This window comes from Azospirillum palustre, assembly GCF_002573965.1.
GTDB lineage: Bacteria > Pseudomonadota > Alphaproteobacteria > Azospirillales > Azospirillaceae > Azospirillum > Azospirillum palustre.
Window position 1 is genome coordinate 1628949 of the sequence record NZ_PDKW01000043.1, and the last position, 26677, is coordinate 1655625.

Sequence of the window (26677 nt, forward strand, 5' to 3'; positions counted from 1 at the left end):
TCATTGACAACGATTCTCACTCTCAGCTATTGCTGGGCCCGGGACACCTCATCCGAAACCGATTTTCGCCGAGGGCTTATGTACGTCTGCATCTGCCACGCGTTGAACGATAAGAAGGTCAAGGCCGCGCTCGACCAGGGCGCCACGACCCCGGCCTCGGTGTTCCGCCATCACAATTGCCAGGTCCAGTGCGGCAAATGCGTTCCGACCATGCGCAGCATGGCCAGCGAACACCGCGCCACCTTCGCACAGCAGACCGCCGCTGCCGCCGCCGTTGCGGCGATGCCGGCCGCCGCCCCCTGCTGCGGCTCCGCCCTGCCTGAGCCGGCCAATGCCGAGGCGGTTCCCGCCTATGCCATCGCGGCCGAGTGAACAGGCGCACACAGGTGTAGGACCGCCGTCCCCACAGCTCTACCACTTCCGACTTTGTGCTGAATAGCAGGTCTACAACCTCGCCTTAAGGCTGCGACAGATTGCGCGCCGACTATGATTTTTGGGCGGATTGACCCGGCGTCGGCATTCCGGCACAAAAGCGTCACCAAAACAAAAGAACGTCGTCAAAATGACGGCGTATAAAAACAGGAACGGGCCGGATGAAACCGGCCCTGGAGGAAACGCAATCCAACCGGGAAGACTTCCTTGGCCACCGGGTTTGCCTTGTCCTTGAAGGGCTAGGCAGCCCGGCGGGATTTGGATTCGGACAGGTATTCCGCAACTGCGAAATCGCACCGCGAAAACCGGGCGGCATCTCCCAAAAGGGCTGTGCCGACTGCGCTTCCGGCGTGTTTTTGCCATGTCGGCGCGGGGGTATCTTTCCATCCGGCCGAGAGGTCAAAAACGCCAGGAAGTCAAAAACGGTTGAGGATCAAAGGAGGACACTTCATGAGCCGCCGCAACCGGCAAGCTTTCGACACGTTGAGCCGTGATCTGGTGCTGCGCGCCACCGACCGCATGGAAACCCTGCGATCGATGGTGGAACGCGCGGACAGCAACCGGCGGGAGACGTGGGAACGCACGCTCGACCGTCTCCGCGGCCTGAACAATCGCGCCATCGCCCGCATCGAGGCCGCCCATATGGCCGACGACGACGCGTGGCCCTTCGCCCGCGCCCAGGCCGATCAGGCAATGATGGACCTGATGCGCGCGCTCGACGATTTCGACGGCCATCTGCGCCTGATCGCCGCCTGACATCGCCGCCTGGCCGGGCAGCGGACCGCCGCCCAAATGAAAAGGCCCTCTCCCACGGGAGAGGGCCTTTTTCATGGAGCAGGATACCCCGACGTCAGGACGCCCCGAAATCGAGGCCCCAGGCCGAGTAGCGTTCCGGATCGTCGACCCAGCCTTCGCGCACCTTCACGAACAGGATCAGGTGGACGCGGCGCTCCAGCATATGGGTCAGTTCGGAGCGCGCGGCGGACCCCAGCGCCTTGATCCGCTGGCCGCCCTTGCCCAGCACGATGGCCTTCTGGCTTTCGCGCTGCACGAAGATGACCTGCGAGATCTTGACCGAGCCGTCCTCGAACTCCTCCCACACCTCGGTCTCGACCGTGGCGGAATAGGGAAGCTCCTGGTGAAGCTGGAGGAACAGCTTCTCGCGGGTGATTTCCGCCGCCAGCAGGCGCATCGGCATGTCGGAGATCTGGTCTTCCGGGAAATGCCACGGCCCGTCCGGCAGACGGTCGGCCAGGAACTGCTTCAGATGGGCGACGCCGTCCTCGGTGAAGGCCGACACCATGAAGATGTCGGAGAAGATGCCCTCCTGCCGGAAGGCGTCGGCGATGCCGAGCAGGACGTCGCGCTTCACCAGATCGATCTTGTTCAGGATCAGGATGGCTTCGCGCCCCTGCTCCTTCAGCCGGGCGACGATGCTGCGGGTGTCCTCGTCGATGGAGCGGCGCGACACGTCGTAGAGCACGCCGATCACGTCGGCATCCTCCGCCCCCTGCCAGGCCGCCGCCACCATGGCGCGGTCCAGCCGGCGCTTCGGCTTGAAGATGCCGGGGGTGTCGACGAAGATCATCTGGGCATCGCCCTGGATGGTGATGCCGAGCACGCGGGTGCGGGTGGTCTGCACCTTCGGGCTGACGATCGACACCTTGCTGCCGATCATCGCGTTCAGCAGCGTCGACTTGCCGGCATTCGGCGCGCCGACCAGCGCGATGAAGCCGCAGCGCGGATTGTCCGGCATCGTCGGCAGAGGCGGCAGGACGGAGATGGGCTGCCCGCGCGGGGCGTCCTCATCGTCCTCGTACTCGTCGTCCTCGTATTCGCCGTCCTCTTCGTCGTCGAAGTCGCCCTCAACGTCCTCTGCGGCATCCTCGCCCTCGGGATCGGCGTCCTCGAGCGGCTCGTCGTCCGGCACGGGCTCCGGAGTCGGCTCCGCAGCTTCGGAACCGGGCTGGATCTTCGTCTTGTCGATGTCGTCGCGACCGTCAGTCATCGACTTGCACTCCCACCTGGCGCAGCAATGCGCTGGCCGCCTTCTTTTCCGCGATGCGCTTGGAGGACCCGGAGCCGGAGACCGGATCCATGCCCTCGACATGCACCGCAACCACGAACAGCGGCTCGTGCGCCGGGCCGCTGCGTTCGATCAGTTCATAGCGGGGCAGCGGCTTGCCGCGGCCCTGCGCCCATTCCTGCAACGTCGTCTTGCTGTCCAGCGGCGGCGGCGTCGCCTTGTCGATCTCGCCGGCCAGCGCCTGCCGGACGAAGCGCGTCACCGGCTCCAGCCCGCCATCGAGATACATGGCGCCCAGCACCGCCTCGCAGGCGTCGCCCAGGATGGTGCGGTTCTCCCGCCCGCCGCTCTGCGCTTCCGCCGGCGACAGGCGCAGATAGGCGCCCAGCCCGATGGCGTCGGCGACGCGGCCCAGCGATTCGCGGCGCACCAGCGCGGCATGCCGCTTGGCCAGCGCACCCTCGCGCTCGTTCGGATAGCGTTCCAGCAGCCATTGCGCGACGACCAGCCCGACGACGCGGTCGCCCAGGAACTCCAGCCGCTCATAGGCGATGCCCGGCCCCTTGTGCCCCTTGCGGCCGGTCCGCTCCAGACCCATCAGGCTGGGGTGGGTGACGGCATCGTGCAGGAGCGACGGGTCGGAAAACTGATACCCCAGCGCCTGCGCAAGGCTGGCGACGTCCGCGGACCGGGCGGCGCCATCGGGCTGGATGTCGGAGCCGGCGCCCAGATCAGCGGGCGCCTTGGTGACGGTGGACACTTACCGGACTCCGTTGAACAGACGGCTGAAGCGCAGATCGACCGGCCAGCGCCAGATTTCGTAGAAGCGCGTGCCTTCGTCGAGCGAGAAGAACAGAAATTCGGCGCGGCCGACCATGTTTTCGATGGGAACGAACCCGACCTGCGACGGCACGCGGCTGTCCAGCGAGTTGTCGCGGTTGTCGCCCATCATGAACAGATGGCCGGGCGGCACCTTGAACACCGGCGTGTTGTCGAGCGGGCCGTTGTCCGACTCCTCGATGATCCGGTGGGTGCGGCCGTTGGGCAGCGTTTCGATGAACTGCGCCGTGCGGATGCTGCGGCCCAGCGAATCCGTGGTCACGTAATCCTCGATCCGCTCCCGCTTCACCGGCTGGCCGTTGATGTGCAGGATGCCGCCGATCATCTGGACGGTGTCGCCCGGCAGGCCGATCACCCGCTTGATGTAGTCGGTCTTGTTGTCACGCGGCAGCTTGAACACCGCCACGTCGCCCCGCTCCGGCTCGGAGCCGAAGATGCGGCCCTCGAACAGCGGCAGGCCGAAGCCGACGGTGTATTTGCTGTAGCCGTAGCTGAACTTCGACACGAACAGGTAATCGCCGATCAGCAGCGTCGGGATCATCGAGCCCGACGGGATGTTGAACGGCTCGAAGGCGAAGGTCCGCACGCCGAAGGCGATCAGCACGGCGAAGATCACCGTCTTCACGGTTTCGGCGAACCCGGATTCCTTGGCTTTGGCGGTGGGCGCCGTTTCTTTCTGAAAGGTCATTCTGGGGTCGCCGTTTCGGTGGGCGTTTCGGGCATTTCGGACTGGATGGGCTCGGCGCTGATGACGACGAACGCTTCCGCCATCGGGTATTCGTCGGTCAGCGTCACATGGATTTTCGCGCGCATGCCCGGCGGCGTAATCGCCTCCAGCCGGGCCAGCGCGCCACCGGTCAACCGCATCGTCGGCTGGCCGGAGGGCAGGTTCACCACCCCCATGTCACGCCAGAACACCCCGTCGCGGAAACCGGTGCCCAGCGCTTTGGAGCAGGCTTCCTTGGCGGCGAAGCGCTTGGCGTAGGTGGAGGCCCGCGCGTTGTTCTTCGCGGCGGAGCCGGCGCGGCGTTCGGACTTGGCCTGCTCGACATCGGTGAAGATGCGGTCAATGAAACGCTGTCCGAAGCGCTCCAGCGACTTCTCGACCCGCCGGATGTCGATCAGGTCGTTGCCGATGCCGAGGATGGTGCCGGACATCGTCATGCCGGCATTCCGGCGGCGCGCGCCGTGTCCATGGCCTTGCGCATGCGCGCGATGGAGTTGGTCAGGCCGACGAAGATCGCTTCGCCGATCAGGAAATGGCCGATGTTCAGTTCGACGATGGTCTGGATCGCCGCCACTGGACCGACGGTGTCGTAGCTGAGGCCGTGGCCGGCATGGCATTCCAGCCCGATCGCCTCGGCATGGGCAGCGGCGCGGACGATGCGCGCCAGTTCCGCCTCGCGCTCCGCCGGGCTGTGGGCATCGCAATAGGCGCCGGTGTGCAGTTCCACCACCGGGGCGCCGAGGCGCTTGGCGGCGTCGAGCTGCGCCAGCTCCGGATCGATGAACAGCGAGACGCGGATGCCGGCGGCACCCAGCTCGCCGACCGGGCGGACCAGATGGTCGTACTGGCCGATCACGTCCAGCCCGCCTTCGGTCGTCACCTCGGTGCGCTTTTCCGGGACGAGGCAGGCGGCGTGCGGCTTGTGGCTGAGCGCGATGCCCAGCATCTCGTCGGTCGCCGCCATCTCGAAGTTCAGCGGACGGTCGATCTCGGCCATCAGCCGTTCGATGTCGCGATCCACGATGTGGCGGCGATCCTCGCGCAGATGGGCGGTGATCCCGTCGGCACCGGCCTCGATGGCGAGCTTCGCCGCGCGCACCGGATCGGGATGCGCCCCGCCGCGTGCGTTGCGGACGGTCGCCACATGGTCGATGTTCACGCCGAGGCGGAGAGGACGGGACATGCAAGGACTCCAAAGCGCCGCCGCCCGCCGGAACGGGCGGGGGCGATTCCGTCTATATAGCGGTGCGTCCGCCATCCGTCACGCCGAACCGACCGACGCAATCGCGGATGACAGGGAATTTACCGTCTCCGCCCCTGCCCGACCGGATGGCGGGACCGGCGATCCCGGCGAATTTTTCTTAGTTCGACCTGTGGATCACGCCGCTCAGATACTCGTTCAGATCGCGGAAATCCTTGACGGTCCAGGCGTGCGGCGGGAGCCGGTAGCCGTTATCCTTCAACGTTCTCGGGATCAGATCCCCGTTTGGCCGCAGGATGACCGACGACACGATGACGCCGGGATAGTCGGCCAGGCGCTTCCGGAAGGCCGCCGTCGTCAGATCGGGGGTCGGAGGGTTGCTTTTGCCCGCCAACGGACCTGAGCCTTTCGCGTCCGCCCCGTGGCACATGGCGCATCGCTCCATGAACAACTTTTCCCCGTTGTCCGCGTAGGCACCGTGAAGCGACGTCATGCATAAGGCCGCAACCGAAACCGGCAGGAGCAGCCTATCGAGCCGCATGTCCTGTTCTCCCATCGCACACCATCATAGCGGGAGCGTCACCGCCCCCGCGCCCGCTCCACCGAATGGATGGCCGGGGTGGCGCGCAGGGCCGCCATGATGTTGGTCAGGTGCTTGGCATCCTTCACGTCGATGTCGATCAGCAGCTCGAAATAATCGGTGCTGCGGTTCGTGATCTTCTGATGGATGACGTTGCCCTGGTTCTTGCCGATCACCGTGAACAGCGTGCCGAGCGAGCCCTGTTCGTTGGCGATGACGACGCTGATGCGGCCGACATGCTCCTCCGGCGAATCCGGGCCGGTCTCCCACGACACGTCGATCCAGCGTTCCGGCGATTCATGGAAGCTTTCCAGCGTTTCGCAGTCGATGGTGTGGATCGTCACGCCCTTGCCGGTGGTGACGATGCCGACGATGCGGTCGCCCGGCAGCGGGTGGCAGCAGCGGGCGTAATGGACCGCCATGCCCGGGATCAGCCCGCGGATCGGCAGCGCCGATTCCTTGCGGGCCTTGGCCTTGGGCTTCGGCGCGCTCTCTTCCAGCTCGCGGACGGCGGGAGCGGCCTGGGCCTTGTGGCCGGGGAAGACGGCGTGGAAGACTTCGCGGACCGAATGCAGGCCGGAGCCGACGCCGGCCATCAGATCGTCCACCGTCGGCTGCTGGAAGATCTTGGTGGCGGCCTCCAGCGCCTTTTCGGTGAATTCGTAGCCTTCCGACTTGAACTGCCGCATCAGCATGCCGCGGCCCAGTTCCATGTACTGGGCGCGCTGCTGGGTGCGCAGGAACTTGCGGATGCGGGCGCGCGCCTTGCCGGTGACGACGAAGCGTTCCCAGCCCGGAACCGGCGTCTGCGCCTTGGAGGTGACGATGTCGACCTGATCGCCGTTCTGCAGCTGGGTGCGCAGCGGCAGCATGCGGCCGTTGATCTTCGCCCCGACGCAATGGTCGCCGACCTGCGAGTGGACGGCATAGGCGAAGTCGACCGGCGTCGCCCCGCGCGGCAGCGCGATCAGGTCGCCCTTCGGCGTGAAGCAGAACACCTGGTCCTGGAACAGCTCCAGCTTGGTGTGCTCCAGGAACTCTTCCGGCTTCTGCGCATGCTCCAGGATGTCCAGCAGCTCGCGCAGCCAGCGGTATTCGCCGCCGTTCGGGCGCGGCTGGTGGTCCTGCTTGTAGGCCCAGTGGGCGGCCACGCCCAGCTCGGCGATCTCGTGCATGTCCTGGGTGCGGATCTGCACCTCGATCCGGTTGCGGCCGGGACCGATCACGCCGGTGTGCAGGCTGCGGTAGCCGTTGGGCTTGGGCGTGGAGATGTAGTCCTTGAATCGCCCCGGCACGACCGGATAATGCGCGTGAACCACGCCGAGCGCCTGATAGCATTCGCCGACCGAGCCGACCGTGATGCGGAAGGCCATGATGTCGGACAGCTGTTCGAAGCTGACATTCTTGCGCTGCAGCTTGCGCCAGATCGAATAGGCGGATTTCTCGCGCCCCGACACCGACACGTCGGGCAGCCCTTCGGAGGCCAGCAGCTCGCGCAGTTCGGTGATGATGGTCTGGACGCGGTTCTCGCCCTCGCTGCGCAGGCGGGCCAGCTGGGCCAGGATGCTGTCGCGCGCGTCGGGGTTCAGTTCCGCGAAGGCAAGATCGTCCAGCTCGTCCTTGATCTTGTGCATGCCGATGCGTTCGGCCAAGGGCGAATAGATCTCGATGGTCTCGCGGGCGATGCGGCGGCGCTTTTCCGGCTTCTTCAGGTGGTACAGCGTGCGCATGTTGTGAAGCCGGTCGGCCAGCTTCACCAGCAGGACACGGATGTCCTCCGACATGGCGATGACCAGCTTGCGGAAATTCTCCGCCTGCTTGGCCTGTTCGCTGTTCAGTTCCAGCCGCGACAGCTTGGTGACGCCGTCGACCAGACGCGCGATTTCCTTGCCGAAGATCCGCTCGATGTCTTCGAGCGTGGCGACGGTGTCCTCGACCGTGTCGTGAAGCAGCGCCGTGGCGATGGTGCCGGCGTCCAGCTTCATCTGGGTGAGGATGCCGGCGACCTCCAGCGGATGGAGGAAATAGGGATCGCCCGACGCGCGCGTCTGCGACCCGTGCGCCTTCATCGAGAAGACGTAGGCGCGGTTGAGCAGATCCTCGTCGGCGGAGGGATCATACGCCTTGACGCGCTCGACAAGCTCGTACTGCCGGATCATGCGGCCCGACCCGGCGCACGCGGCGCCTCAAAAATGTTCGTGACGTTTCCGAGGGCGGTTCCGTTCGAACCGAAGGGGAGCAGGATGCCCCCTACCCTTCTCTGCGGCGAGGGGGCGTTGCGCCCCCTCCGGGTCCTGCGGTCGTTGTCCAGGATCAGAGGTCTCCGTCGGGATCCTCGGTCATGGCGAAACCGGCGCCCGGCTCCGCATCCATGTCGGCTGCGACGTCGTCTTCCTCGGTCAACTCTTCGCCGTCGCTCTCGCTCATGCCGTCTTCGTCGCCCAGCGAGTTGTTGCCGCGGGCGGCCCAGTCATTCTCGCCGGCCATCAGCTCGACGATCTCTTCCTCGGGCTCGTCCGGTTCGACATGCTTCTGGTGGCCCTTGATCAGGGCATTCTTCAGATACTCCAGCGACACCGTCTCGTCCGCGATCTCGCGGAGCGCCACGACCGGATTCTTGTCGTTGTCGCGGTCGATCGACAGCGGGGCGCCGCTCGCGACTTCGCGGGCGCGCTGGGCAGCCATCATGACCAGCTCGAAACGGTTCGGAACCTTCAGGACGCAATCTTCAACGGTAACGCGGGCCATGCCAGACGAACTCCGGATTCATAGGAGGCTCTAGACTATATGGATGTGGCCCGATAGGTGCAAGCGCGAACGACAGCGTTGCTGCATTGCGTCGGGGGAACACCCCGCTTGCAAGCTCAATATCCATCCGGCCCGACGCCCTGGGATAGTCGGCAATCCCTGCCTCTTGTATGTTTGCCCACAATACACTAGATTTCAAAATTGGAACGCGAGCTTTTGCGCATGTTCCAATACATTTTCAACAAGCAGCGATGGAAGGATCCTGGCATTGGACCGCAATTCGACTTTGCCCCGTGATGTCAGCAAGTTGTTTTACAAGGAAGAACGTCTCGCACTTTTTATCGATGGCGCCAACCTCTATGCCGCGGCACGTTCACTTGGCTTCGATATTGATTACAAAAGGTTGCGTGACGGCTTCGCCGGGGAGGGCCGGCTCATGCGCGCCTTCTATTACACCGCCCTTGTCGAAGATCAGGAATACTCCCCGATCCGCCCGCTGGTCGATTGGCTGGACTACAACGGCTACACCATGGTGACCAAGCCGACCAAGGAGTTCACCGACGCGTCGGGCCGGCGCAAGATCAAGGGCAACATGGACATAGAGCTGGCCATCGACGTGATGGAGATGGCCGATCATGTCGACCACATCCTGCTGTTCTCCGGCGACGGCGACTTCCGCCGGCTGGTGGAGGCCGTGCAGCGCAAGGGTGTCCGCATCAGCGTCGTCAGCACCGTCCGCTCGCAGCCGCCGATGGTCGCCGACGAGTTGCGCCGGCAGGCCGACAATTTCATCGAGTTGCAGGAGCTGGCGCCCTTCATCGCCCGTACCCACCATCACCGCGATCAGATGCCCTCCCACCACGACCAGCAGGGCGGCCCGACCATGTACGATCCCGATGACCGGGGCTGACGGCACGGGTCGGAAAGCAATAGCAGACGGCATGAAAAAAGGAGCGCACCCGGCGCTCCTTTTTCGTTTGGGGGCTTCCGTATTCAGGCTTTAAGGACCGGCTGTCCGTTGCCGGTTCCGCGCCATCCGGTCGGCCGTCTTCAGCGCCGCGATCAGGCTGGTCGCGTTGGCCTTGCCGGTGCCCGCAATGTCCAGCGCCGTCCCATGGTCGGGAGAGGTGCGGACGAAGGGCAGGCCCAGCGTGATGTTCACGCCGCTGTCGAAATCCACCGTCTTCACCGGGATCAGCGCCTGGTCGTGGTACATGCACAGTGCCGCGTCATACCCGCGCCGCGCGGCGGCATGGAACATGGTGTCGGGCGGACGCGGCCCGGACACGTCGATGCCGTCGGCGCGCAGCGTCGCGATGGCGGGCTCGATGATGTCGATCTCCTCACGCCCCATCGCCCCGCCCTCCCCCGCATGCGGGTTGAGGCCGGCGACGGCCAGCCGCGGACGCTCGATGCCGAAGTCGCGCGCCAGCGATGCCGCGGTGACCCGGCCGGCATGGACGATGGCCTCGGTGGTCAGCTGGTTCACCGCATCGCGCACCGACACATGGATGGTCACCGGCACCACCCGCAGATCGGCCGCGGCCAGCATCATGATCGGCTCGTCGGCCAGCCCGGCGAGGTGGGCCAGATATTCGGTGTGGCCGGGATGGCGGAAACCGGCGGCGTAGAGCGACGATTTCTGGATCGGGTTGGTGACCACGGCCGCGGCCTGCCCACCCTGCACCAGCGCCACAGCCCGGTCGATGCTGGCGATCACCGCGGCACCGTTGGCCGGATCGGGCCGGCCGGCGACGACCGGGTTGCCGAGCGTGACCGCCAGCACCGGCAGGGCGCGGCCGAACAAGGCCGCCACCTCCTGCGGAGACGCGACGGCCCGCACCGGCACCGGCAGCCCAAGCGAGGCCGCCAGCGCGGCCAGCCTCGCGGGGTCGTCCAGAATGACGAAGGGCCGCAGGCCGGCCTCGTCGCGGGCCAGCCACGCCTTCAAGCCGATCTCCCCGCCGACGCCGGCCGGCTCCCCCATGGTCAGGGCCAGCGGCAGGTCGTTCGGCGGGGCGGCGGTCACAGGCGGGTCTCGATGAAGGCGGTGCGGCGCAGGTCGCGGAGATACCGGCGCGACAGCAGCTCCGCCCGCTCGCTGATCAGCTCGCGCTCGATCTCGTCGCGGCCGGGCAGCTTGGCCTCCTGGATGGGAGTCGGGGCCGGCGGCGGCGGCGGGGCCGGCTGGGCTTCCGGCGGCGGCTGGATCATCGGCATGTCGCGCTTGCACACGATCAGGATCACCGCGGCGGCCGGGCTCATCAGCACCGGGCTGGCCTGGCCGAGCGGGATGCCGAGCGCGAGATTCTGCAGGCCGGGGGCCATGTCCTTGACCCGCATGGTGCCCATGTCGCCCGATTCCGGCATGCCGGTCTCCCTGGCGCGGGCCTGGAAATCGGAGCAGCTCTTGATCGACTTGCGCAGCTTTTCAGCCTGTTCCTTGACCGACTTGGCCTGTTCCTTGGACTCGATCGGGAGAATGATCTGCTTCATGTTGACCGTGGCCTTGGCCACGTCCGGCCGCGGCTGCGGACGGGGTGCGGCCGGCCGGGCGACCGGCATCGGCGTCTCGCCGCCGCTGCTGCCGAACGGCCGCTGGCCGCGCACCAGCATGATGTGGTAGCCGGTCGCCGTGCGGACCGGCGACGACAGCTGGCCGCCGCGCATGCCCGACAGTGCCTTGTCCACCTCCGGCGACAGCTCGCCGCTGCGCACCCAGCCCAGGTCGCCGCCCGACGCGGCACCGGCGGACTGCGAGAACTGGCGGGCGAGCGCTGCGAAATTGCCGCCGCGCTTCACCTCCTCCACCAGACGCTCGGCGTTGCGGCGCACCTCGTCGTCCTGGTCGGGGCTGTCCACCGCCAGGAAGATCTCGGCGACCAGATATTCGGGCTTGCCGATGTTGGCCTTCAGCCGCTCCATCGCGGCATCGACCTCGTCCTCGCCGACCACGACTTCCTGGCGGATGCGGCGCTGCATCACCTTCTGCCAGGCGAGCAGGGCGCGGATCTGGTCCTTCAGGGTGGAATAGGGCACGTTCTGGCGCTTCAGCATCTCCTGGAGCTGCTGGCCGTTCATGCGGTTCTGCTCGGCGATGCGCTTGACGGCATCGTCGATCTCCGACGCCGAGACGGTGACGCCCTGGCGCTTGGCCTCCTGCATCTGCAGGCGCTCGTCGATCAGCAGGCGCATCACCTGCGGCATCAGCCGCTTGGTCGTCTCCGGATTGGCGGCGGCGCCGGCGTTCAGCAGCGCCATGCGGATGCGGGCATTGACGTCCGAAACCGAAACGACCTCGTCATTCACCACCGCAGCGATGCCTTCCGACCCCGGCGCGCGGGCCTGACGCGTGCTCTCGTCCCCCGTCCGCGGCGCGGCGGCGCCGGCGGCAGCCTTGCTGGACTGCGCCACGGCGGGCATGGCCAGAAGCGCACAGGCGGTCGCCACGGCGACGGTGGTCCGGACGGCTCGCAAACTCGACATGCTGCTCAAGCTCCAAAAACGGGTCGCCCGTTATTACGGTGGGGCCGGTGCCCCTTGCAAACGGAATCGGCCCCTGCAATCCAGTGCTAAACCAAGTGGGCGGAATTATGACCGATGGCGATAACCGCCCGCTTTGCGGCGAATGGTCCCACCCCCGTTCCTTCGCGCCGTCCCGTCCCGGCCCCCCTTCCCGGCAGCCGTTCGGTCAGCCGTCTTCCAGATGCAGAAGGGCGGCGATGCCCAGCAGCAGGCTGATGCCGGCGGGACTCCAGGCGGCCATGAGGATGGGAATGGTTTCCGACATGCCGAAGGTGCGGACCACGTCGGTCATCACGAACAGCACGAAGCCGGTCAGCACGCCGCCGGTGACCATCGCCATGGTGCCGCCGCGGCGCGGCAGCCGCAGCGAGAAGGCCGCGGCGAACAGCACCATCGCCAGGAACAGGAAGGGCTGGGCCAGCAGCGACTGGTAATGCAGCCGGTGGCGCACGGCCGGGAAACCGGTGGTCTCCAGCGTGTGGATGAAGCGTGGCAACTCCCAGAAGGAGATGGTCTCCGGCGGGGCGAAGCTCTCCTCGATGGTCGCCATGTCCAGTTCGGTGGGGATGGTGTAGCTGTCCAGCTTCTCCGGATCCTTCTTGGCCCGGTTCAGGATCGCCTCCTGCAACTCCCACTTGCGGTCCTTCAGCACGGCGCTGGGCGCATCGACGCGGCCCAGATAGGTCTGGTCGGCGTCGAACAGGAAGACGATGACGTTCGACAGCTCGAAGGTCACCGGGTTCACCAGCTCCGAATGGATGAAGAACTGCTCGTTCTCGTTGGTCTGGCGCAGCCAGAGGCCGGAGCGCGAGATGTTCAGCGTGCTGGACTGGAGCTTGAGATAGCGGTCCTGCAACTGCTCGTACTTGGCGATGAAGACGGCGCCGACCGGGTTGATCAGCGTCACCTTCACCACGCCGATGGCGGCGGCGGCGAACATCACCGGCATCAGGAACTGCCAGGCCGACACGCCGACCGCGCGGGCGACCACCAGCTCGGCGCTGCGCGTCAGCCGCCAGAAGGTGAACATGCCCGCGAACAGGACGACGAAGGGGAAGATCTGCTGCCCGATCTCCGGCAGCTTCAGCAGCGCCATCTCCACCACCAGCCCGAAGGTGACGTGGGGCTTGGTGCCGGCGCGGCGCAGAAGCTCCACCGTGTCCAGCAGCAGCACGATGGCGAGCAGGATCACCATCAGCAGGCAGAACCACACGACGAACTGCCGCCCGATGTAGCGGGAAAGCGTAGGCGAGGAATACATGCGGTGTCCGGTCTCCGGAGCCCCGCCCGCAGCGCCGCCATGGCGCCTGGGACGGGCTGGCGCGGCCCCGACCGATAAGGATCGGTGCGGGCCCCCGCCGGAACAAGTCCCGCTGTTTACCTCTGTTGCGCCGCGATGACAACCGAAGCCGAGGCCGAAGCCGCAGCAGGGGCCGAGGCCGGGCGCCCGCAAGCCTATCGACGGCATCGTGCGTCTCCCTCCTTTTCCGTCTGGACTTCCTGCACCGGCACTCCAAACTGTTGGAGAGAGGCTGTATGGGAGGGTCGGTCGATGACGGACACCACGGTCGCAATCCGCCAGGCACGCGGGTCGGACGCCGCCGGCATGGCCCGCGTCCATGTGCAAAGCTGGCGCTCCACCTATCCCGGGCTGATCCCGGCGCAGTTCCTGGTCAACCTGTCGGAGCCGGCCGCCGCCCAGCGCTGGGCAGCCATCGCCGAGACGCGCGGCCCCGGCCAGGGCGCCTTCGTCGCGGTGGATGTCACCGGCCGGATCGCCGCTCCCGGCACCATCGTCGGCATCGCCTCCTTCGGCACGCGCCGGGTCAAGGTGGAGGGGCATGCGGGCGAATTCCATGCGCTTTATTTGCTAGACGATGCAAAGGGTTACGGCATCGGGCGGCGGCTGATGGCGGCGATGGCCGACTGTTTCCTGGCCGCCGGCATCCGCTCCGCGGCGGTCTGGTGCCTGCGCGACAACCCCTCGCGCTGGTTCTACGAAAGGTTGGGCGGGATCAAGGTGGCGGAGCGGCCGATCCGCTTCGCCGGCAGCGATCTGGTGGAAATCGCCTATGGCTGGCGCGACCTGACGCCGCTTGCACGCTTGTCGGCGGGGCCGGAGGTGCGGTAGTGAGGGGACTTGAGTCCCCACGCATCAGGATTCGCCGATGTCCAGCGCCGCCTCCCTTTCCGCCGAACGCGTCCTCATTCTCGATTTCGGGTCGCAGGTGACCCAGCTCATCGCCCGCCGTGTGCGCGAGAGCGGTGTCTATTGCGAAATCCACCCCTTCGGCATGAGCGACGAGCGCATCCGCGACTACGATCCGAAGGCGATCATCCTGTCGGGCAGCCCGGCCTCCGTCACCGAGGCGAACGGCCCGCGCGCGCCGCAGGCGGTGTTCGACCTGAAGGTTCCGGTTCTCGGCATCTGCTACGGCCAGCAGACGATGTGCCACCAGCTGGGCGGCACCGTGTCCGGGTCCGACCACCGCGAGTTCGGCCGCGCCTTCATCGAGATCAAGGAGCCCTGCGCCCTGTTCGACGGGCTGTGGGACATCGGGTCGAAGGAACAGGTGTGGATGAGCCACGGCGACCGCGTCACCGCGCTGCCGCCCGGCTTCCGCGCCGTGGCGGTCAGCGACGGCGCCCCCTTCGCCGCCATCGCCGATGACCAGCGCCGCCTGTACGGCGTGCAGTTCCACCCGGAGGTGGTCCACACCCCGCACGGCGCCCAGCTGCTGGCGAACTTCGTCCACCGCGTCGCCGGCATCGAGGGCGACTGGACGATGGCCGCCTTCAAGCAACAGGCCATCGAGAAGATCCGCGCCCAGGTCGGCACCGGCAAGGTGATCTGCGGCCTGTCGGGCGGCGTGGATTCGTCGGTCGCGGCCGTGCTGATCCACGAGGCCATCGGCGACCAGCTGACCTGCATCTTCGTCGACACCGGCCTGATGCGGGCCGGCGAGTCGGAAGAGGTCGTGCGGCTGTTCCGCGACCACTACAACATCCCGCTGGTCCACCGCGAGGCGGCCGACCTGTTCCTGGGCAAGCTGGCCGGCGTCACCGACCCGGAGCAGAAGCGCAAGATCATCGGCGGCCTGTTCATCGAGGTCTTCGACGAGGAGAGCGCAAAGGTCGGCGGTGCGGAATTCCTGGCCCAGGGCACGCTCTACCCCGACGTGATCGAGAGCGTCTCCTTCACCGGCGGCCCGTCGGTCACCATCAAGTCGCACCACAATGTCGGCGGCCTGCCGGAGCGGATGAAGCTCAAGCTGGTCGAGCCGCTGCGCGAACTGTTCAAGGACGAAGTCCGCGCGCTCGGCCGCGAGCTTGGCCTGCCGCCGGCCTTCATCGGCCGCCATCCCTTCCCCGGCCCGGGCCTCGCCATCCGCATCCCCGGCGAGATCACCCCGGAGAAGCTGGAGATCCTGCGCAAGGCCGACACGGTCTATCTGGAGGAAATCCGCAACGCCGGCCTCTACGACGCGATCTGGCAGGCCTTCGCCGTGCTGCTGCCGGTCCGCACCGTCGGCGTGATGGGCGACGGCCGCACCTACGACCATGTGCTGGCACTGCGCGCGGTGACCTCCACCGACGGCATGACCGCCGACTGGTACCCCTTCCCCCACGACTTCCTGGCGCGCGTGTCCAACCGCATCGTCAACGAGGTCCGCGGCGTCAACCGCGTGGTCTACGACATCACGTCGAAGCCGCCGGGGACGATTGAGTGGGAATGAGGCGGGCGGAAACGCTTCGCCGGTGAAAGACAAAGGGGCGGGAAACCGCTCCTTTTCTTTTGCCGGCCCGGATGTCGTTCAGAACAGCGATTCGACCGTCCGCGTCCTGGGGCCGCGCCGCTTGCCGCGGACAGGCTTGGGGGCTGCCGGAAGCAGGCCCTCCCTCTGCGCGCACAGGTCGTGCCAGACACGGCCCGGACGCTCCGGCGTCCAGTACATGGGTTCGCCGAGCAGCACCTCTTCGCCGCAACAGGAGCAGGGAGGATATGGGCTGGATGTGTGTTCGAACCGGTCCATCTCACCGTTATGCCAGTGGCGAGGCGATCCGTAAGTGATGCGGATCAAATCGGACCGCAAGGGGACAAAAAATAGTTCCGTTCAAGCTGGGCAAGAAGACAGCGGCGGCCCCGTCCCCCCACGGCAGGGGAACGGGACCGCGCGGCCTTATCCCGTCAACGCGCGTCGGCCAGTGCGACGCAGGCGCGGTCGCGGCCGGCGAGGCTGCCGCAGCCGTCGGCACGCTGGGAAACGAAGCGCATCACCACGCGCTCGCCCTTGCCGACCGACTGCGGCGGCAACAGCGCCTCGGCGACCTGGGTGGTGAATTGCGGGCTGACGCGGTGCGTCGTCGCGGGGGCCGGGTCGAGGCTGGCGACCTGCACCGGCCTCGCCGGGGCCACCGCGGGCGCGGGGGCCGGGACAGGGGCGGGCGCCGGTTCGGGCAGCGACGCCACCACCACCGGAGCGGGCGCCGGAGCAGGCGCCGGTTCGACGGCCTTCCGCTCGGCCGGGCGCGGCTCCATCCGCCGCGGCTCGACGGCGCTGGATTCGGGAGCGCTGGTTTCCAGAGCGGCGGCGACGACGACCGGCGCCGGCTCCGACCGCTGCGAGGGAGCGGACTGGCCGTTGCGCGGCTTCGGCGCGTCGTCCGGGACCACCGCGACCTCGATGGCCGAGGCGCCGGCCGCCAGCGACGGTTCGCGCGGGCCGGTGCCGCGCAGCACCGGGGTCAGCGCCGCCAGATACATCTTCGTCTCGCGCGGCAGCCGCTGCTTGCCGGCCAGATGCTGCGCGTAGCAGGCCGGGCCGCAATTGTAGGCGGCCAGGAAACCGGGGGCGCCGAACAGGTCGTACATCTCGCGCAGATACGCGGTGCCGGCCATGATGTTCTCGTGCGGGTCGGATGGATCGGACCCCAGCCCATACTTCGCCCGCATCAGCTCATAGGTGCCGGGCATCACCTGCATCAGGCCGATGGCCCCGGCGGAGCTGGTCAGAACCTTGCCGCTGTTGGTCGTCGCCCGGCCATTGCTCTCGCGCATCATCACCGCGCGGATCCATTTCTCCGGCATGTCGTACCGCTGGGAGGCCTCGCGGATGTGCGGGACCCAGCGGGACAGCGGGTCGTTCGGATCCGGGACATAGGCAGCGGATTCGACCGGCGGAGCCGTCTGCACCTGCGGCGCGTCGGAGGCGCAGCCGGCCAGACCGAGGGCAAGGCACAGCAGTGCTCCGGCGGCGTGGATCGTCGCGAGGTTTCGTTTGACCACGAGGGGATTTCCGTGCTGTTGGCGCAGGCGGGACAAAAGATGGATCGCTTTTCAATGTATAGCCCACGCCTGTCAAGCGACATCACGGCCGTTTCTTGAATCCTGTCCCGAAGATGCCTCAAAAATGCCCGATTTATCCCTTGTGAAGAGGTCGGCAATTAGGATTTTCGGCAAATGTCCCTATGCCAATCTTCTCTCTCCCTCCGGACATCACCATGCAGTCACAGGGCGCGACAACGGGAACCTTGACGGAACATCCACGCCACCCCTAATGGAGGGCGCCGGCAGCCCTCTCAACCGACGCCGCTCCGACCGGACGGGCCCGGCCGAACTGGATCGACGATCATGACCGCCCCTCAACGGACCTTCCCGCCGGCTCCGCAGCCGCCGCAGCAGCAGCCGCGACCCTCGCCGCCGCAGGAAGACGCCCCGCCCCGCAAGCCCCGGCGCTTCGGCCGGCTGCTGGCGATCCTGCTGGTTCTTCTCGCGGTGGGCGGCGGCATTGCCCTGTGGCGCGCCCGCAATCCGGCATCGCTCTCCCCCACCCCCGCCGGTACGGCGGCGGGCCCGGCGGCGGAGCGCCCGGTGGAGCTGACCGCGCTGGAGGTCACGGCCGTCGCCCCGCGCGCGCTGACGGAGACGGTCCGGCTCAGCGGCTCGGTCTCGCCGATGGAGCAGTCGGCGGTGAAGGCGGAGGTCGCCGCACGGCTGGCCGAGGTGGCTGTGCGCGAAGGTCAGGCGGTCCGCCGCGGCGACATGCTGGCCCGCTTCGACACGCTGGAGCTGACCGCCCGCCTGAACGAGAAGCAGGCCAATCTGGAGGGCGCCCGTGCCCAGTTGGTGCTGGCCGAAAAGACGCTGACCAAGAACCGCACGCTGAACCGCAGCAACATCGTCTCGGACACCAGCCTGGATCAGGCCGAGAGCAGCTTCGGCTTCCAGCGCGCCCAGGTCGATGCGCTGGCGGCGCAGGTGGAGCTGGCGCGCAAGGCGCTGCGCGACGCGGTGGTGCTCAGCCCCATCGACGGCATGGTCGCCACCCGCGCCGTCAATCCGGGGGAAAATCTGGCGGTGAACGCCGCCATGTTCACCGTGGTCGACCTGTCGCGGGTCGAGGTCGAGGCGACCGTCCCGGCGGAGCAGGTTGCCCGGCTCGCCGTCGGCCAGACCGCCAGCCTGCGGGTGGAGGGCTTCGGCGAACGGGGGTTCGCCGGCAGCGTCGCCCGCATCAACCCGATGGCACGGGCGGGATCGCGCGCCATCCCGGTCTATGTGACCATCGACAACAAGGACGGCGCGTTGCGCGGCGGCATGTTCGCCAGCGGCGAGGTTCTGGTGGCGCAGGCGTCGGGCGCCATCGCCGTGCCGCCGGTCGCCGTCCGCCATGACGACCAGGGCGATTTCGTCCTCGCGATTGCCGACGGCCACACCGTGCGCCGCCCGATCACGCGGGTGGCGCTGTGGGCGCGCGGCGATCTGGTGCAGGTGGAGGGATTGGCGCCGGGCGACCGCGTCGTCACCGGCAACCTGCCCGGCCTGACCGCCGGACGCAGCGTCTCGATAGCCGGCACCTGACCCGGACGGACCAGCCGCCATGCCGATCACCCGCATCAGCGTCGACAACCCGGTCTTCGCCACCATGATGATGGTGGCGCTGATGGTCCTCGGCCTCTTCTCCTACAACCGGCTGGGCGTCGACCTGTTTCCCGACGTCGATTTCCCGGTGGTGGTGGTCAGCACAAGCTATCCCGGCGCCAGCCCGGAGACGGTGGAGACCGACATCACACGGCCCGTCGAGGATGCGATCAACACCATCGCCGGCATCAAGACGCTGACCTCGCGCTCCTACGAGGGGCAGTCGGTGGTGATCGCCGAGTTCGACCTGAAGACCTCGTCGGTCCAGGCGTTGCAGGACGTGCGCGAGAAGGTCTCCGCCATCCGCGCCACCTTCCGCGACGAGGTGAAGGACCCGCAGATCACCCGCTTCAACCCGGACGACCAGCCGATCCTGTCCATCGCCGTCACTTCCGACCTGCGGTCCTTGCGCGACCTCACCACGCTGACCGACCAGATCATCCTGAAGCGCCTGCAGAATGTCCGCGGCGTCGGCAAGGCCACCATCGCCGGCGGGGTGAAGCGGCAGATCCTGATCCGCCTGAAGCCGGAAAAACTGGAAGCCCTCAACGTCGGCGTCGACGAGGTGATCGCCACCGTCTCGAACGAGAACCAGGACGTGCCCGCCGGCACCGTCTCCGGCCAGGGGCGGGAGCGGGTGGTGCAGGTGGAGGGGCGCGTGCGCAACCCGCGCGACCTCTTGGACCTGATCGTCGCGCGGCGCGGCAACAGCCCGGTGCGCCTCGCCCAAGTCGCCGAAGTGCTCGACGGGCAGGAGGAACAGGACTCCGCCGCCTTGCTGAACGGCAACCCGGCGCTGGCGGTCGATGTGGTGAAGGTCCAGGGCGCCAACACGGTGGAGGTCGCCCGCGGCCTGCATGCGGCGATCCGGGATCTGCGGACCAACGGCTCGCTGCCGGCGGACGTGACGCTGGCGGTGGTGCGCGACAGTTCGCGCGGCATCACCAATTCGCTGAGCAACGTGCAGGAAACGCTGGTCGAGGGCGGCATCCTCACCATCCTGATCGTCATGGTGTTCCTGGGATCCTGGCGCAGCACGGTCATCACCGCGCTGACCCTGCCGGTCGCCGTGCTCGGCACCTTCGGCATGCTGGCGGCGATGGGCTTCACGCTGAACATGATGACGCTGATGGCGCTGTCGCTCGCCATCGGCATCCTGATCGACGACGCCATCGTCGTGCGCGAGAACATCATGCGCCACCTCGCCCGCGGCCAGGGCCACCGTCAGGCCGCACTGGACGGCACGGCGGAGATCGGGCTGGCGGTGCTGGCGACCACCCTGACCATCGTCGCGGTGTTCCTGCCGGTCGCCTTCATGGGCGGCATCATCGGCCGCTTCTTCCTGCAATTCGGCATCACCGTCTCGGCGGCGGTGCTGATCTCGCTGTTCGTGTCCTTCACCCTCGACCCCATGCTGTCCAGCATCTGGTACGACCCGGCCGCCCACGGCCGCCATGGCCGCTCGATCTTCGGCCGCTTCGCCGCATGGTTCGGGCGTGGCTTCGACGCGCTCTCGCACGGCTATGGCCGGCTGCTGCGCTGGGGCCTGCGCCGGCGCTGGGTGGTGGTGGTCGTGGCGCTGGCGATCTTCTTCGGCAGCTTCCTGCTGGTGCCGCGCATCGGCGTGGAGTTCGTCCCCGCCGCCGACCTCGGCGAGCAGATCGTCGAGGTGGAATCCCCGGTCGGCTCGTCGCTCGCCACCACCACCGCCAAGACCAGACAGGTGGAGGCGGCGATCCGCGAGTTCCCGGAGATCGCCTACACCTACAGCACCGTCAACACCGGCGTCTCCATCGGCCACAACCGCGGCAGCATCTATCTGCGCTACACCCCCATCGACCAGCGCAAGCGCTCGCCCAACGACTTGGCGCCGCTGCTGCGGCAACGGCTGTCGGCCATCCCCGGCGTCACCATCGGCATCGCCATCCCCGGCGTCGGCGGCGTGCAGAAGCAGATTCAGGTCTCGGTGCAGGGCCGCGACATCGCCGAGCTGGACCGGCTGTCGCAGACCGTCATCGGCGCCATGCGCGCCATCCCCGGCTTCGTCGATGTCGACAGCACGCTGAAGGCGGCCAAGCCGACGCTGGCGGTCCGGCTGGAGCGCGATCTCGCCAGCGACCTCGGCATCGGCACCGCCAAGGTGGCCGACACGCTGCGCCCGCTGTTCGCCGGCGACACGGTGTCGAGCTGGAAGGCGCCGGACGGCGAGAGCTACGACGTGCTGGTCCGCCTGCCCGAAGACGACCGCGCCGGCCGCGCCGACCTCGACCGCATCCATTTCTCCGGCGGGGTCGATGCCAACGGCACGCCGCGGATGATCCCGCTGTCCCAGGTGGCGGAGGTGGTGACGACGCTCGGCGCCTCGCAGATCAACCGGCGCGACCTGCAACGCGAGGTGAATGTCCAGGCCAACGTCCAGGGCCGCGCCGCCGGCGATGCCGGGCGCGACCTCCAGGCGGCGCTGGCGAAGATCGAGCTGCCGCCCGGCTACCGCATCGTCTTCGGCGGCTCGACCAAGGACATCGCCGAGACCAGCGGCTATGCCATGCAGGCGCTGGCACTCGCCGTCATCCTGATCTACCTGATCCTCGCCTCGCAGTTCGGCAGCTTCCTGCAACCGCTCGCCATCATGGCCTCGCTGCCGCTGTCGCTGGTCGGCGTGTTCCTGGGGCTGCTGGCGGCGGGATCGACGCTGAACATCTTCAGCGCCATCGGCTTCATCATGCTGATGGGTCTGGTGACCAAGAACGCCATCCTGCTGGTCGATTTCGCCAACCAGGCGCGCAAGCGCGGCGCCGGCCTGCACGACGCCTTGGTCGAGGCCGGCATCATCCGCCTGCGCCCCATCGTGATGACCACCGCCGCGATGATCTTCGGCATGCTGCCGCTGGCGCTCGGCATCGGCGAGGGGGCGCAGCAGCGCGCCCCGATGGCCCATGCGGTGATCGGCGGCCTCCTGTCCTCCACCATCCTGACGCTGCTGGTGGTGCCGGTGGCGCTGACCTATCTCGACGGGCTGTCGCGCCGGATGAAGCGCTGGTTCGCCCACGCAGACCCCGACGCCCAACAGCATCCGACGGGGCAGCATCCGGCGGAGTGAGCGTCAGGCCAGGGCCGGCGACCGGGCGGAGCTCTCCGTGCCGACGGCCGGCATGTTCTCCTCGACCCAGCGCCCCGCCGCCTCGCGCCCGGCGTCGCGCAGCCAGTTGAGGAAGCTCCAGTCGGTCATCAGCTTCGAATAGAGGCCCAGATCCTGCAAATGCTCGTCGGCGCCGATCAGGTGCAGGCGCGGAGCATCATTGCGGGCGGACAGGCAGCGCATCTCCTGCAACAGGGCGGCGTTGAAGGTGATCTGGTTGAGGCGGGCGGCGATGCCGGCCGGGTCCTCCGGCGTGGTCGAACAGGTGAAGGGATTGATCGTCACCACCAGCAGGTCGGCGCCGGGACAGGCCGTCGCCAGCGGCGACAGCGGCGGATTGGCGAGATAGCCGCCGTCCCAGTAATCCTGACCGTCGATCCGCACCGCGCGGAACAGGCTCGGCAGACAGGCCGAGGCCAGCAGGTGATCGACCTCCAGTTCCGTCTCGTCGAACAGCCGCAGGGCTCCGGTCCGCACATTGGTGGCGCTGACGAACAGCCGCAGCCCGCTCCGCCGGATCAGCTCCGGTTCGACCATCTCGGCCAGCAGGCCGCGCAGCGGGTGGAAGTCCGCCGATTGCGTCCGATAGGGGCTGACCCAGCGCCGTGCCCAATCGACCATATGGGTTCCCGGCGCATGGTCGACGTTCCAGCGGCCGAGCAGCCGGTCGGTCACGCTCGGCCGGATCGGCCCCAGCCGCCCGGCGGCGCTGACCCGCTCCCAGAAAGTCGCCAGCTCCGCCCGCGCGCCCGCGCACCCGCCCCGTGCCCAGCCCTGGGCCAGCATGGCGGCGTTCATCGCCCCGGCGCTGGCCCCGCTGACCCCGACCAGCCGGATGTCCTCCTCCAGCAGCCGGTCGAGCACGCCCCAGGTGAAGGCGCCATGCGCGCCGCCGCCCTGCAAGGCCAGCGCCAGCGTCGGCCTGGGTGGCGGCAGGGCCAGAAGAGGGTCCGGCCCCGACAGTTCCAGCGGTTCCGCGGGGCACGCGCGCGGCGCAGGCGTCGTCTTGCCGCACACACGGTTCCATAGCTTTCGGATCATGGTCATCGCCGGCACGTCTCCAAATGCTTATGCTGCACCGCAACATGAGAAGAGACTTCCGCATCGGCAAGGGGGTATGCCCATGGAGGCAGGCAGGGAACGGCATTGGAAACCCAGCGCCACATGCACTAAGTAGGCGGACACTCCCGACCAATTGCCCTCTCCTGCCCCGGGAGAGGGAGGGGACCCACGAAGTGGGGAGGGTGAGGGGTGGCACAAGGATCAAGAAGCGCATGGTTCCTTGGATCACCCCTCACCCTTCCCACCGCTTCGCGGCGGGCTCCTTCCCTCTCCCGGGGCGGGAGAGGGAGCCTTATGCACCCACGCTATCCCACATGCCGAGTTGCCCCTTGCCCACCCCGCCTTATCAGATCGTCCCGATCACCGATCCCGAAGACCCGCGCATCGAGCCTTACCGCGACGTGCGGGAACGCGACCTCGTCGGCCGTGACGGGCTGTTCATCGCCGAGGGGGCGGTGGTGGTGCGCAGCCTCGTGCAGTCCGCCCGCTACCGGGCCCGCTCGCTGCTGATCGCCGAGAAGCGGCTGGAGGCGCTGGAGCCGATGCTGGCCGGCCTGCCGGCGGATACCCCGGTCTACACCGCCACCCAGCCCGTGCTGGACCGCATCGCCGGCTTCCCCCTGCATCGCGGCATCCTGGCGGTGGGGGAGAAGACCGGTGTCCCCAGCGTGGCCGACCTGCTGGGTGCCTGCGGCCCGGTCGCCCGCGTGGTGATGCTGTTCGGCATCGGCAACCACGACAACATGGGCGGCATCTTCCGCAACGCCGCCGCCTTCGGCGCCGATGCGGCGATCCTCGATCCCGGCTGCTGTGACCCGCTCTACCGCAAGGCGATTCGCGTTTCGGTGGGGGCGACCCTGCTGGTGCCGACGGCGAGGCTCGCGGTGGGCGAGGACCCGCTCGCCCTGCTCGACCGGTTCGGCTTCGAGGCGGTGGCGCTCAGCCCCGCCGGGGCCGAGATGCTGGCCGCCCTGACGCCGCCGCGTCGCGCCGCCCTGCTGTTCGGATCGGAAGGGCCGGGCCTGCCGCCCGCCTTGCTGGCCCGCGCCCGCAGCGTCCGCATCCCGATGGCCGGCGATTTCGATTCCCTCAACGTGGCGACCACCAGCGGCATCGTGCTGCACCACATCGCGTCCGGACAGGTGCCATGACAGACGACGCCATCACAGACGATGCCGGCATGCCGGCCGCCGACCCGCATCTGATCCATGACCTCGCCGTCGCCCATCCGGAGGTGACGACGCTGGGGGCTGCCGGCCTGCTGCGGATGACCGACGCCGAGACGCGCGGGCTGGTGGCGCTCGGCCTGCCGCTGCCGAAGGGCAAGCGCGACCTGCTGGTCCCCGTGGAGCGGCGCGAGGCCATCCTGCTGGAGATCGCCGGCCGCATCGACCGCGCCCACCGCCGCGACGCGCTGCTGGCCCAGGGACGCCGGGCGCTGGCCGGCAGCCAGACCGCGCTTCTCTCCTGCGAGGACCGCACCCGCGTCCGCGCCGTGCGCAGCGACGAGCTGCCCTGGCCCGGCCTGTCCCCGGCGATCCGCCTGCACGTCTCCCGCAGCTTCGACGCGCTGGAGCTGTCGGACCTGTCCGATGCCGAGCTGTCGGCCCGGCTGGACCATGACCCGGCCCTGCGCGCCGCGCTGGACGACGCCCTGTCCCGCATCGCCGCCCGGCTGCGCGATCTGGCGGAGCGGGCCGGCGACGACCCGGATTGGGGCTTCGCCAGCCTCGCCGACCGGCTGGGCAAGGCCGCCCGCAACCGCAGCGACGCCGACGAACTGCTCGACCGCTGGGACCGCGAGTACGACCAGTGGCGGCGCGACCGGGCGGAGGGGCGTGGCCGGCTCTATGTCGACCGCCATTTCGACTTCTCCCGCTTCGAGCGGCTGTTCCCGGTGGCGCGCGGCATGAACCGCCGTCTGGTGCTGGTGATCGGCCCGACCAACTCTGGCAAGACCCACCGCGCCATCATGGCGCTGCGCGAGGCGCGCGACGGGGTTTATCTGGCGCCGCTGCGCCTGCTGGCGCTGGAGGTGATGGAGCGGCTGAACGGCGAGGGCACGCCAACCACGCTGATCACCGGCGAGGAGGAGATCCGCACCCCCGGCGCCCGCCACACTGCCTCCACCATCGAGGTGATGGACCCCGACCGGCCGGTCGAGGTCGCGGTGATCGACGAGATCCAGATGCTGGCCGACCCGGCGCGCGGCTGGGCCTGGACCGCCGCGCTGATGGGCGTTCCCGCCGAGACCGTCTATATCCTCGGCGCGCCGGAGGTCAGGCCGCTGGTGGAACGTGCCGCCGCCCATCTCGGCGAGCCGCTGGAGGTGGTGGAGCTTGAGCGCAAGACCCCGCTGTCGATGCTCGACCGCCGGCTGGAGTGGGCGGAGGTGGAGCGCGGCGACGCGCTGATCGCCTTCTCCCGCCGCGAGGTGCACAGCGTCCGCGACACGCTGCTGGCCCAGGGCCTGTCGGTCGCCGCCATCTATGGCGCGCTGGCCCCGGCGGTGCGGCGGCGCGAGGCGGCGCGCTTCCTGGCCGGCGAGGCCGATGTGGTGGTGGCGACCGACGCCATCGGCATGGGGCTGAACCTGCCCTGCCGCCGCGTGCTGTTCACCGCGCTGGAGAAGTTCGACGGCAGCAGCGTCCGGCCGCTGAGCGCCACCGAGGTGAAGCAGATCGCCGGCCGCGCCGGCCGTTTCGGCCAGTTCGAGGAGGGGCATTTCGGCGTCATCGCCCGCGGCACCCCCGCCGCGCTGAAGCGCCTGCTGGAAGCGCCCGACCGCCGCCTGCGCGCCGACGCCCCCCTGCCCGTCCGCCCGACCCGCGCCATGCTGGCCCGCCTTGCCAGCCACATCGACAGCGACGAGACCCGGCTGCTGGTGGAATGCTTCGGCAGCGCCGCCACCGCCGGCTCCCCCTTCCGGCTGGCCGACCTGTCGGCGCTGCGCCGGGCAGCACCCATGCTGGACGCCCGCCGGCTGACGCTCGCCGCCCGGCTCGACCTGCTGCTCGCCCCAGCCGATCTGGAGGATGCGGAGGATGCCAAGGTCTTCGCCGCTATCCTCGACGCGGTGGAGGCCGGAGAGAGGCTGCCGCTCGGCCGGCTGATCCCGGCGCGGCTCGACGGGCTGGCCGCCGATGTGCTGGAGGCAGCATCGCGCGCCTGCGACCTCTATTTCTGGGCGTCGCGCAAGTTCCCGGACGCCCTGCCCGACCGCGACCGGGTGCGCAGCGCCCGCGACGCCATCGGCCAGCGCCTGTCCGAAGCGCTGGCCTCGCGCGCCCGCCGCCGCGAGCCGCCGCCGGCAGCCGGCTTCCGTGGCGCCCCGCGCAAGCGCTTCGGTCCGCGCCGCCGCTGACGACGGAGGAATGACGACGGGGGATTGGTTCCCGGCGAAATTCGCCCGCATGGCACTGCTGCACTGCGAACGAAGTGACCGCTCTGCTGTTCTCAACTGGACCCGACTTGG

General features: G+C 68.4%; 22 protein-coding genes. 9 read left to right on the plus strand and 13 right to left on the minus strand.

Annotation, left to right across the window (positions count from 1 at the left end):
• Window positions 1-78 precede the first annotated feature (78 nt).
• Complete coding sequence (locus CRT60_RS30010; RefSeq protein WP_098740105.1) at window positions 79-372, plus strand: (2Fe-2S)-binding protein; 294 nt, start codon at window positions 79-81, stop codon at window positions 370-372.
• Window positions 373-882: 510 nt separating this feature from the next.
• A complete protein-coding gene (locus CRT60_RS30015) occupies window positions 883-1188 on the plus strand; it encodes a hypothetical protein (protein ID WP_098740106.1) in 306 nt (101 codons plus the stop codon).
• Window positions 1189-1282: 94 nt separating this feature from the next.
• On the opposite strand, the gene era is transcribed toward CRT60_RS30015, so the two are convergent.
• The 8 genes from era to rpoZ form a co-directional block, all read right to left on the minus strand.
• On the minus strand, window positions 1283-2188 hold the full coding sequence (era, locus tag CRT60_RS30020) for a GTPase Era (RefSeq protein WP_098741097.1): 906 nt from the start codon (window positions 2186-2188) through the stop codon (window positions 1283-1285).
• 244 nt (window positions 2189-2432) lie between these two features.
• Complete coding sequence (rnc, locus tag CRT60_RS30025) at window positions 2433-3218, minus strand: ribonuclease III (protein ID WP_098740107.1); 786 nt, start codon at window positions 3216-3218, stop codon at window positions 2433-2435.
• Window positions 3219-3986: a signal peptidase I gene (lepB, locus tag CRT60_RS30030; protein ID WP_098740108.1), complete on the minus strand. Its 768-nt coding sequence runs from the start codon at window positions 3984-3986 to the stop codon at window positions 3219-3221.
• On the minus strand, window positions 3983-4462 hold the full coding sequence (gene acpS, locus CRT60_RS30035) for a holo-ACP synthase (RefSeq protein ID WP_098740109.1): 480 nt from the start codon (window positions 4460-4462) through the stop codon (window positions 3983-3985). Before acpS ends, lepB begins: the two co-directional genes overlap by 4 nt.
• Entirely contained in the window at window positions 4459-5208 is a 750-nt protein-coding gene (locus CRT60_RS30040) for a pyridoxine 5'-phosphate synthase (RefSeq protein ID WP_098740110.1), read from the minus strand. The genes acpS and CRT60_RS30040 overlap by 4 nt, the downstream gene beginning before the upstream one ends.
• Before the next feature lie 178 nt (window positions 5209-5386).
• Window positions 5387-5767: a c-type cytochrome gene (locus tag CRT60_RS30045; protein WP_098740111.1), complete on the minus strand. Its 381-nt coding sequence runs from the start codon at window positions 5765-5767 to the stop codon at window positions 5387-5389.
• A gap of 38 nt (window positions 5768-5805) precedes the next feature.
• Complete coding sequence (locus tag CRT60_RS30050) at window positions 5806-7965, minus strand: RelA/SpoT family protein (RefSeq protein WP_098740112.1); 2160 nt, start codon at window positions 7963-7965, stop codon at window positions 5806-5808.
• A 154-nt stretch (window positions 7966-8119) separates the two neighbouring features.
• Window positions 8120-8554: a DNA-directed RNA polymerase subunit omega gene (gene rpoZ / locus CRT60_RS30055; RefSeq protein ID WP_098740113.1), complete on the minus strand. Its 435-nt coding sequence runs from the start codon at window positions 8552-8554 to the stop codon at window positions 8120-8122.
• 307 nt (window positions 8555-8861) lie between these two features.
• Between rpoZ and CRT60_RS30060 the strand changes: the two genes are divergently transcribed.
• Window positions 8862-9464 (plus strand): LabA-like NYN domain-containing protein, encoded by a 603-nt coding sequence (locus CRT60_RS30060; protein WP_098741098.1) that lies wholly within the window; start codon window positions 8862-8864, stop codon window positions 9462-9464.
• A 90-nt stretch (window positions 9465-9554) separates the two neighbouring features.
• Here CRT60_RS30060 and pdxA read toward each other — a convergent pair whose 3' ends face one another.
• The 3 genes from pdxA to lptG all read right to left on the minus strand — a co-directional run bounded on the left by pdxA (window position 9555) and on the right by lptG (window position 13340).
• Window positions 9555-10583 (minus strand): 4-hydroxythreonine-4-phosphate dehydrogenase PdxA, encoded by a 1029-nt coding sequence (pdxA, locus tag CRT60_RS30065; protein WP_098740114.1) that lies wholly within the window; start codon window positions 10581-10583, stop codon window positions 9555-9557.
• A complete protein-coding gene (locus CRT60_RS30070) occupies window positions 10580-12040 on the minus strand; it encodes a peptidylprolyl isomerase (protein ID WP_098740115.1) in 1461 nt (486 codons plus the stop codon). The genes pdxA and CRT60_RS30070 overlap by 4 nt, the downstream gene beginning before the upstream one ends.
• A 205-nt stretch (window positions 12041-12245) precedes the next feature.
• Window positions 12246-13340: an LPS export ABC transporter permease LptG gene (gene lptG, locus CRT60_RS30075; protein ID WP_098740116.1), complete on the minus strand. Its 1095-nt coding sequence runs from the start codon at window positions 13338-13340 to the stop codon at window positions 12246-12248.
• 291 nt (window positions 13341-13631) lie between these two features.
• Here lptG and CRT60_RS30080 point away from each other — a divergent pair, with 291 nt between their 5' ends.
• Together CRT60_RS30080 and guaA are read left to right on the plus strand one after the other, a co-directional pair.
• Window positions 13632-14210 (plus strand): GNAT family N-acetyltransferase, encoded by a 579-nt coding sequence (locus tag CRT60_RS30080; RefSeq protein ID WP_098740117.1) that lies wholly within the window; start codon window positions 13632-13634, stop codon window positions 14208-14210.
• Between the two features lie 37 nt (window positions 14211-14247).
• A complete protein-coding gene (guaA, locus tag CRT60_RS30085) occupies window positions 14248-15816 on the plus strand; it encodes a glutamine-hydrolyzing GMP synthase (protein ID WP_098740118.1) in 1569 nt (522 codons plus the stop codon).
• Window positions 15817-16268: 452 nt separating this feature from the next.
• On the opposite strand, the gene CRT60_RS30090 is transcribed toward guaA, so the two are convergent.
• On the minus strand, window positions 16269-17366 hold the full coding sequence (locus CRT60_RS30090) for a lytic transglycosylase domain-containing protein (RefSeq protein ID WP_244592843.1): 1098 nt from the start codon (window positions 17364-17366) through the stop codon (window positions 16269-16271).
• 345 nt (window positions 17367-17711) lie between these two features.
• Here CRT60_RS30090 and CRT60_RS30095 point away from each other — a divergent pair, with 345 nt between their 5' ends.
• Both CRT60_RS30095 and CRT60_RS30100 read left to right on the plus strand, forming a co-directional pair.
• Entirely contained in the window at window positions 17712-18941 is a 1230-nt protein-coding gene (locus CRT60_RS30095) for an efflux RND transporter periplasmic adaptor subunit (RefSeq protein WP_098740119.1), read from the plus strand.
• 19 nt (window positions 18942-18960) lie between these two features.
• Window positions 18961-22101 carry an efflux RND transporter permease subunit gene (locus CRT60_RS30100; RefSeq protein ID WP_098740120.1) on the plus strand — a complete coding sequence of 1047 codons (3141 nt, stop codon included), beginning with the start codon at window positions 18961-18963 and terminating at the stop codon, window positions 22099-22101.
• A 3-nt stretch (window positions 22102-22104) separates the two neighbouring features.
• Here CRT60_RS30100 and CRT60_RS30105 read toward each other — a convergent pair whose 3' ends face one another.
• On the minus strand, window positions 22105-23187 hold the full coding sequence (locus tag CRT60_RS30105) for a patatin-like phospholipase family protein (protein ID WP_098740121.1): 1083 nt from the start codon (window positions 23185-23187) through the stop codon (window positions 22105-22107).
• Window positions 23188-23531: 344 nt separating this feature from the next.
• Between CRT60_RS30105 and CRT60_RS30110 the strand changes: the two genes are divergently transcribed.
• The gene (locus CRT60_RS30110; RefSeq protein WP_244592844.1) at window positions 23532-24353 is read left to right on the plus strand and encodes a TrmH family RNA methyltransferase; all 822 of its coding nucleotides are present in this window, start codon (window positions 23532-23534) and stop codon (window positions 24351-24353) included.
• A complete protein-coding gene (locus CRT60_RS30115; protein WP_244592845.1) occupies window positions 24350-26566 on the plus strand; it encodes a helicase-related protein in 2217 nt (738 codons plus the stop codon). The genes CRT60_RS30110 and CRT60_RS30115 overlap by 4 nt, the downstream gene beginning before the upstream one ends.
• Window positions 26567-26677: the final 111 nt, after the last annotated feature.

Bases quoted from the DNA above. Each gene is read 5' to 3' on its own strand.
- CRT60_RS30080 (WP_098740117.1), top strand. From the start codon at position 13,632: ATGACGGACACCACGGTCGCAATCCGCCAGGCACGCGGGTCGGACGCC.
- acpS (WP_098740109.1), bottom strand. From the start codon at position 4,462: ATGACGATGTCCGGCACCATCCTCGGCATCGGCAACGACCTGATCGAC.
- guaA (WP_098740118.1), top strand. From the start codon at position 14,248: ATGTCCAGCGCCGCCTCCCTTTCCGCCGAACGCGTCCTCATTCTCGAT.
- lptG (WP_098740116.1), bottom strand. From the start codon at position 13,340: ATGTATTCCTCGCCTACGCTTTCCCGCTACATCGGGCGGCAGTTCGTC.
- CRT60_RS30095 (WP_098740119.1), top strand. From the start codon at position 17,712: ATGACCGCCCCTCAACGGACCTTCCCGCCGGCTCCGCAGCCGCCGCAG.
- CRT60_RS30105 (WP_098740121.1), bottom strand. From the start codon at position 23,187: ATGACCATGATCCGAAAGCTATGGAACCGTGTGTGCGGCAAGACGACG.
- lepB (WP_098740108.1), bottom strand. From the start codon at position 3,986: ATGACCTTTCAGAAAGAAACGGCGCCCACCGCCAAAGCCAAGGAATCC.
- CRT60_RS30015 (WP_098740106.1), top strand. From the start codon at position 883: ATGAGCCGCCGCAACCGGCAAGCTTTCGACACGTTGAGCCGTGATCTG.
- CRT60_RS30040 (WP_098740110.1), bottom strand. From the start codon at position 5,208: ATGTCCCGTCCTCTCCGCCTCGGCGTGAACATCGACCATGTGGCGACC.
- CRT60_RS30010 (WP_098740105.1), top strand. From the start codon at position 79: ATGTACGTCTGCATCTGCCACGCGTTGAACGATAAGAAGGTCAAGGCC.
- CRT60_RS30070 (WP_098740115.1), bottom strand. From the start codon at position 12,040: ATGTCGAGTTTGCGAGCCGTCCGGACCACCGTCGCCGTGGCGACCGCC.
- rpoZ (WP_098740113.1), bottom strand. From the start codon at position 8,554: ATGGCCCGCGTTACCGTTGAAGATTGCGTCCTGAAGGTTCCGAACCGT.
- CRT60_RS30115 (WP_244592845.1), top strand. From the start codon at position 24,350: ATGACAGACGACGCCATCACAGACGATGCCGGCATGCCGGCCGCCGAC.
- CRT60_RS30045 (WP_098740111.1), bottom strand. From the start codon at position 5,767: ATGCGGCTCGATAGGCTGCTCCTGCCGGTTTCGGTTGCGGCCTTATGC.
- era (WP_098741097.1), bottom strand. From the start codon at position 2,188: ATGCCGGACAATCCGCGCTGCGGCTTCATCGCGCTGGTCGGCGCGCCG.
- CRT60_RS30100 (WP_098740120.1), top strand. From the start codon at position 18,961: ATGCCGATCACCCGCATCAGCGTCGACAACCCGGTCTTCGCCACCATG.
- CRT60_RS30050 (WP_098740112.1), bottom strand. From the start codon at position 7,965: ATGATCCGGCAGTACGAGCTTGTCGAGCGCGTCAAGGCGTATGATCCC.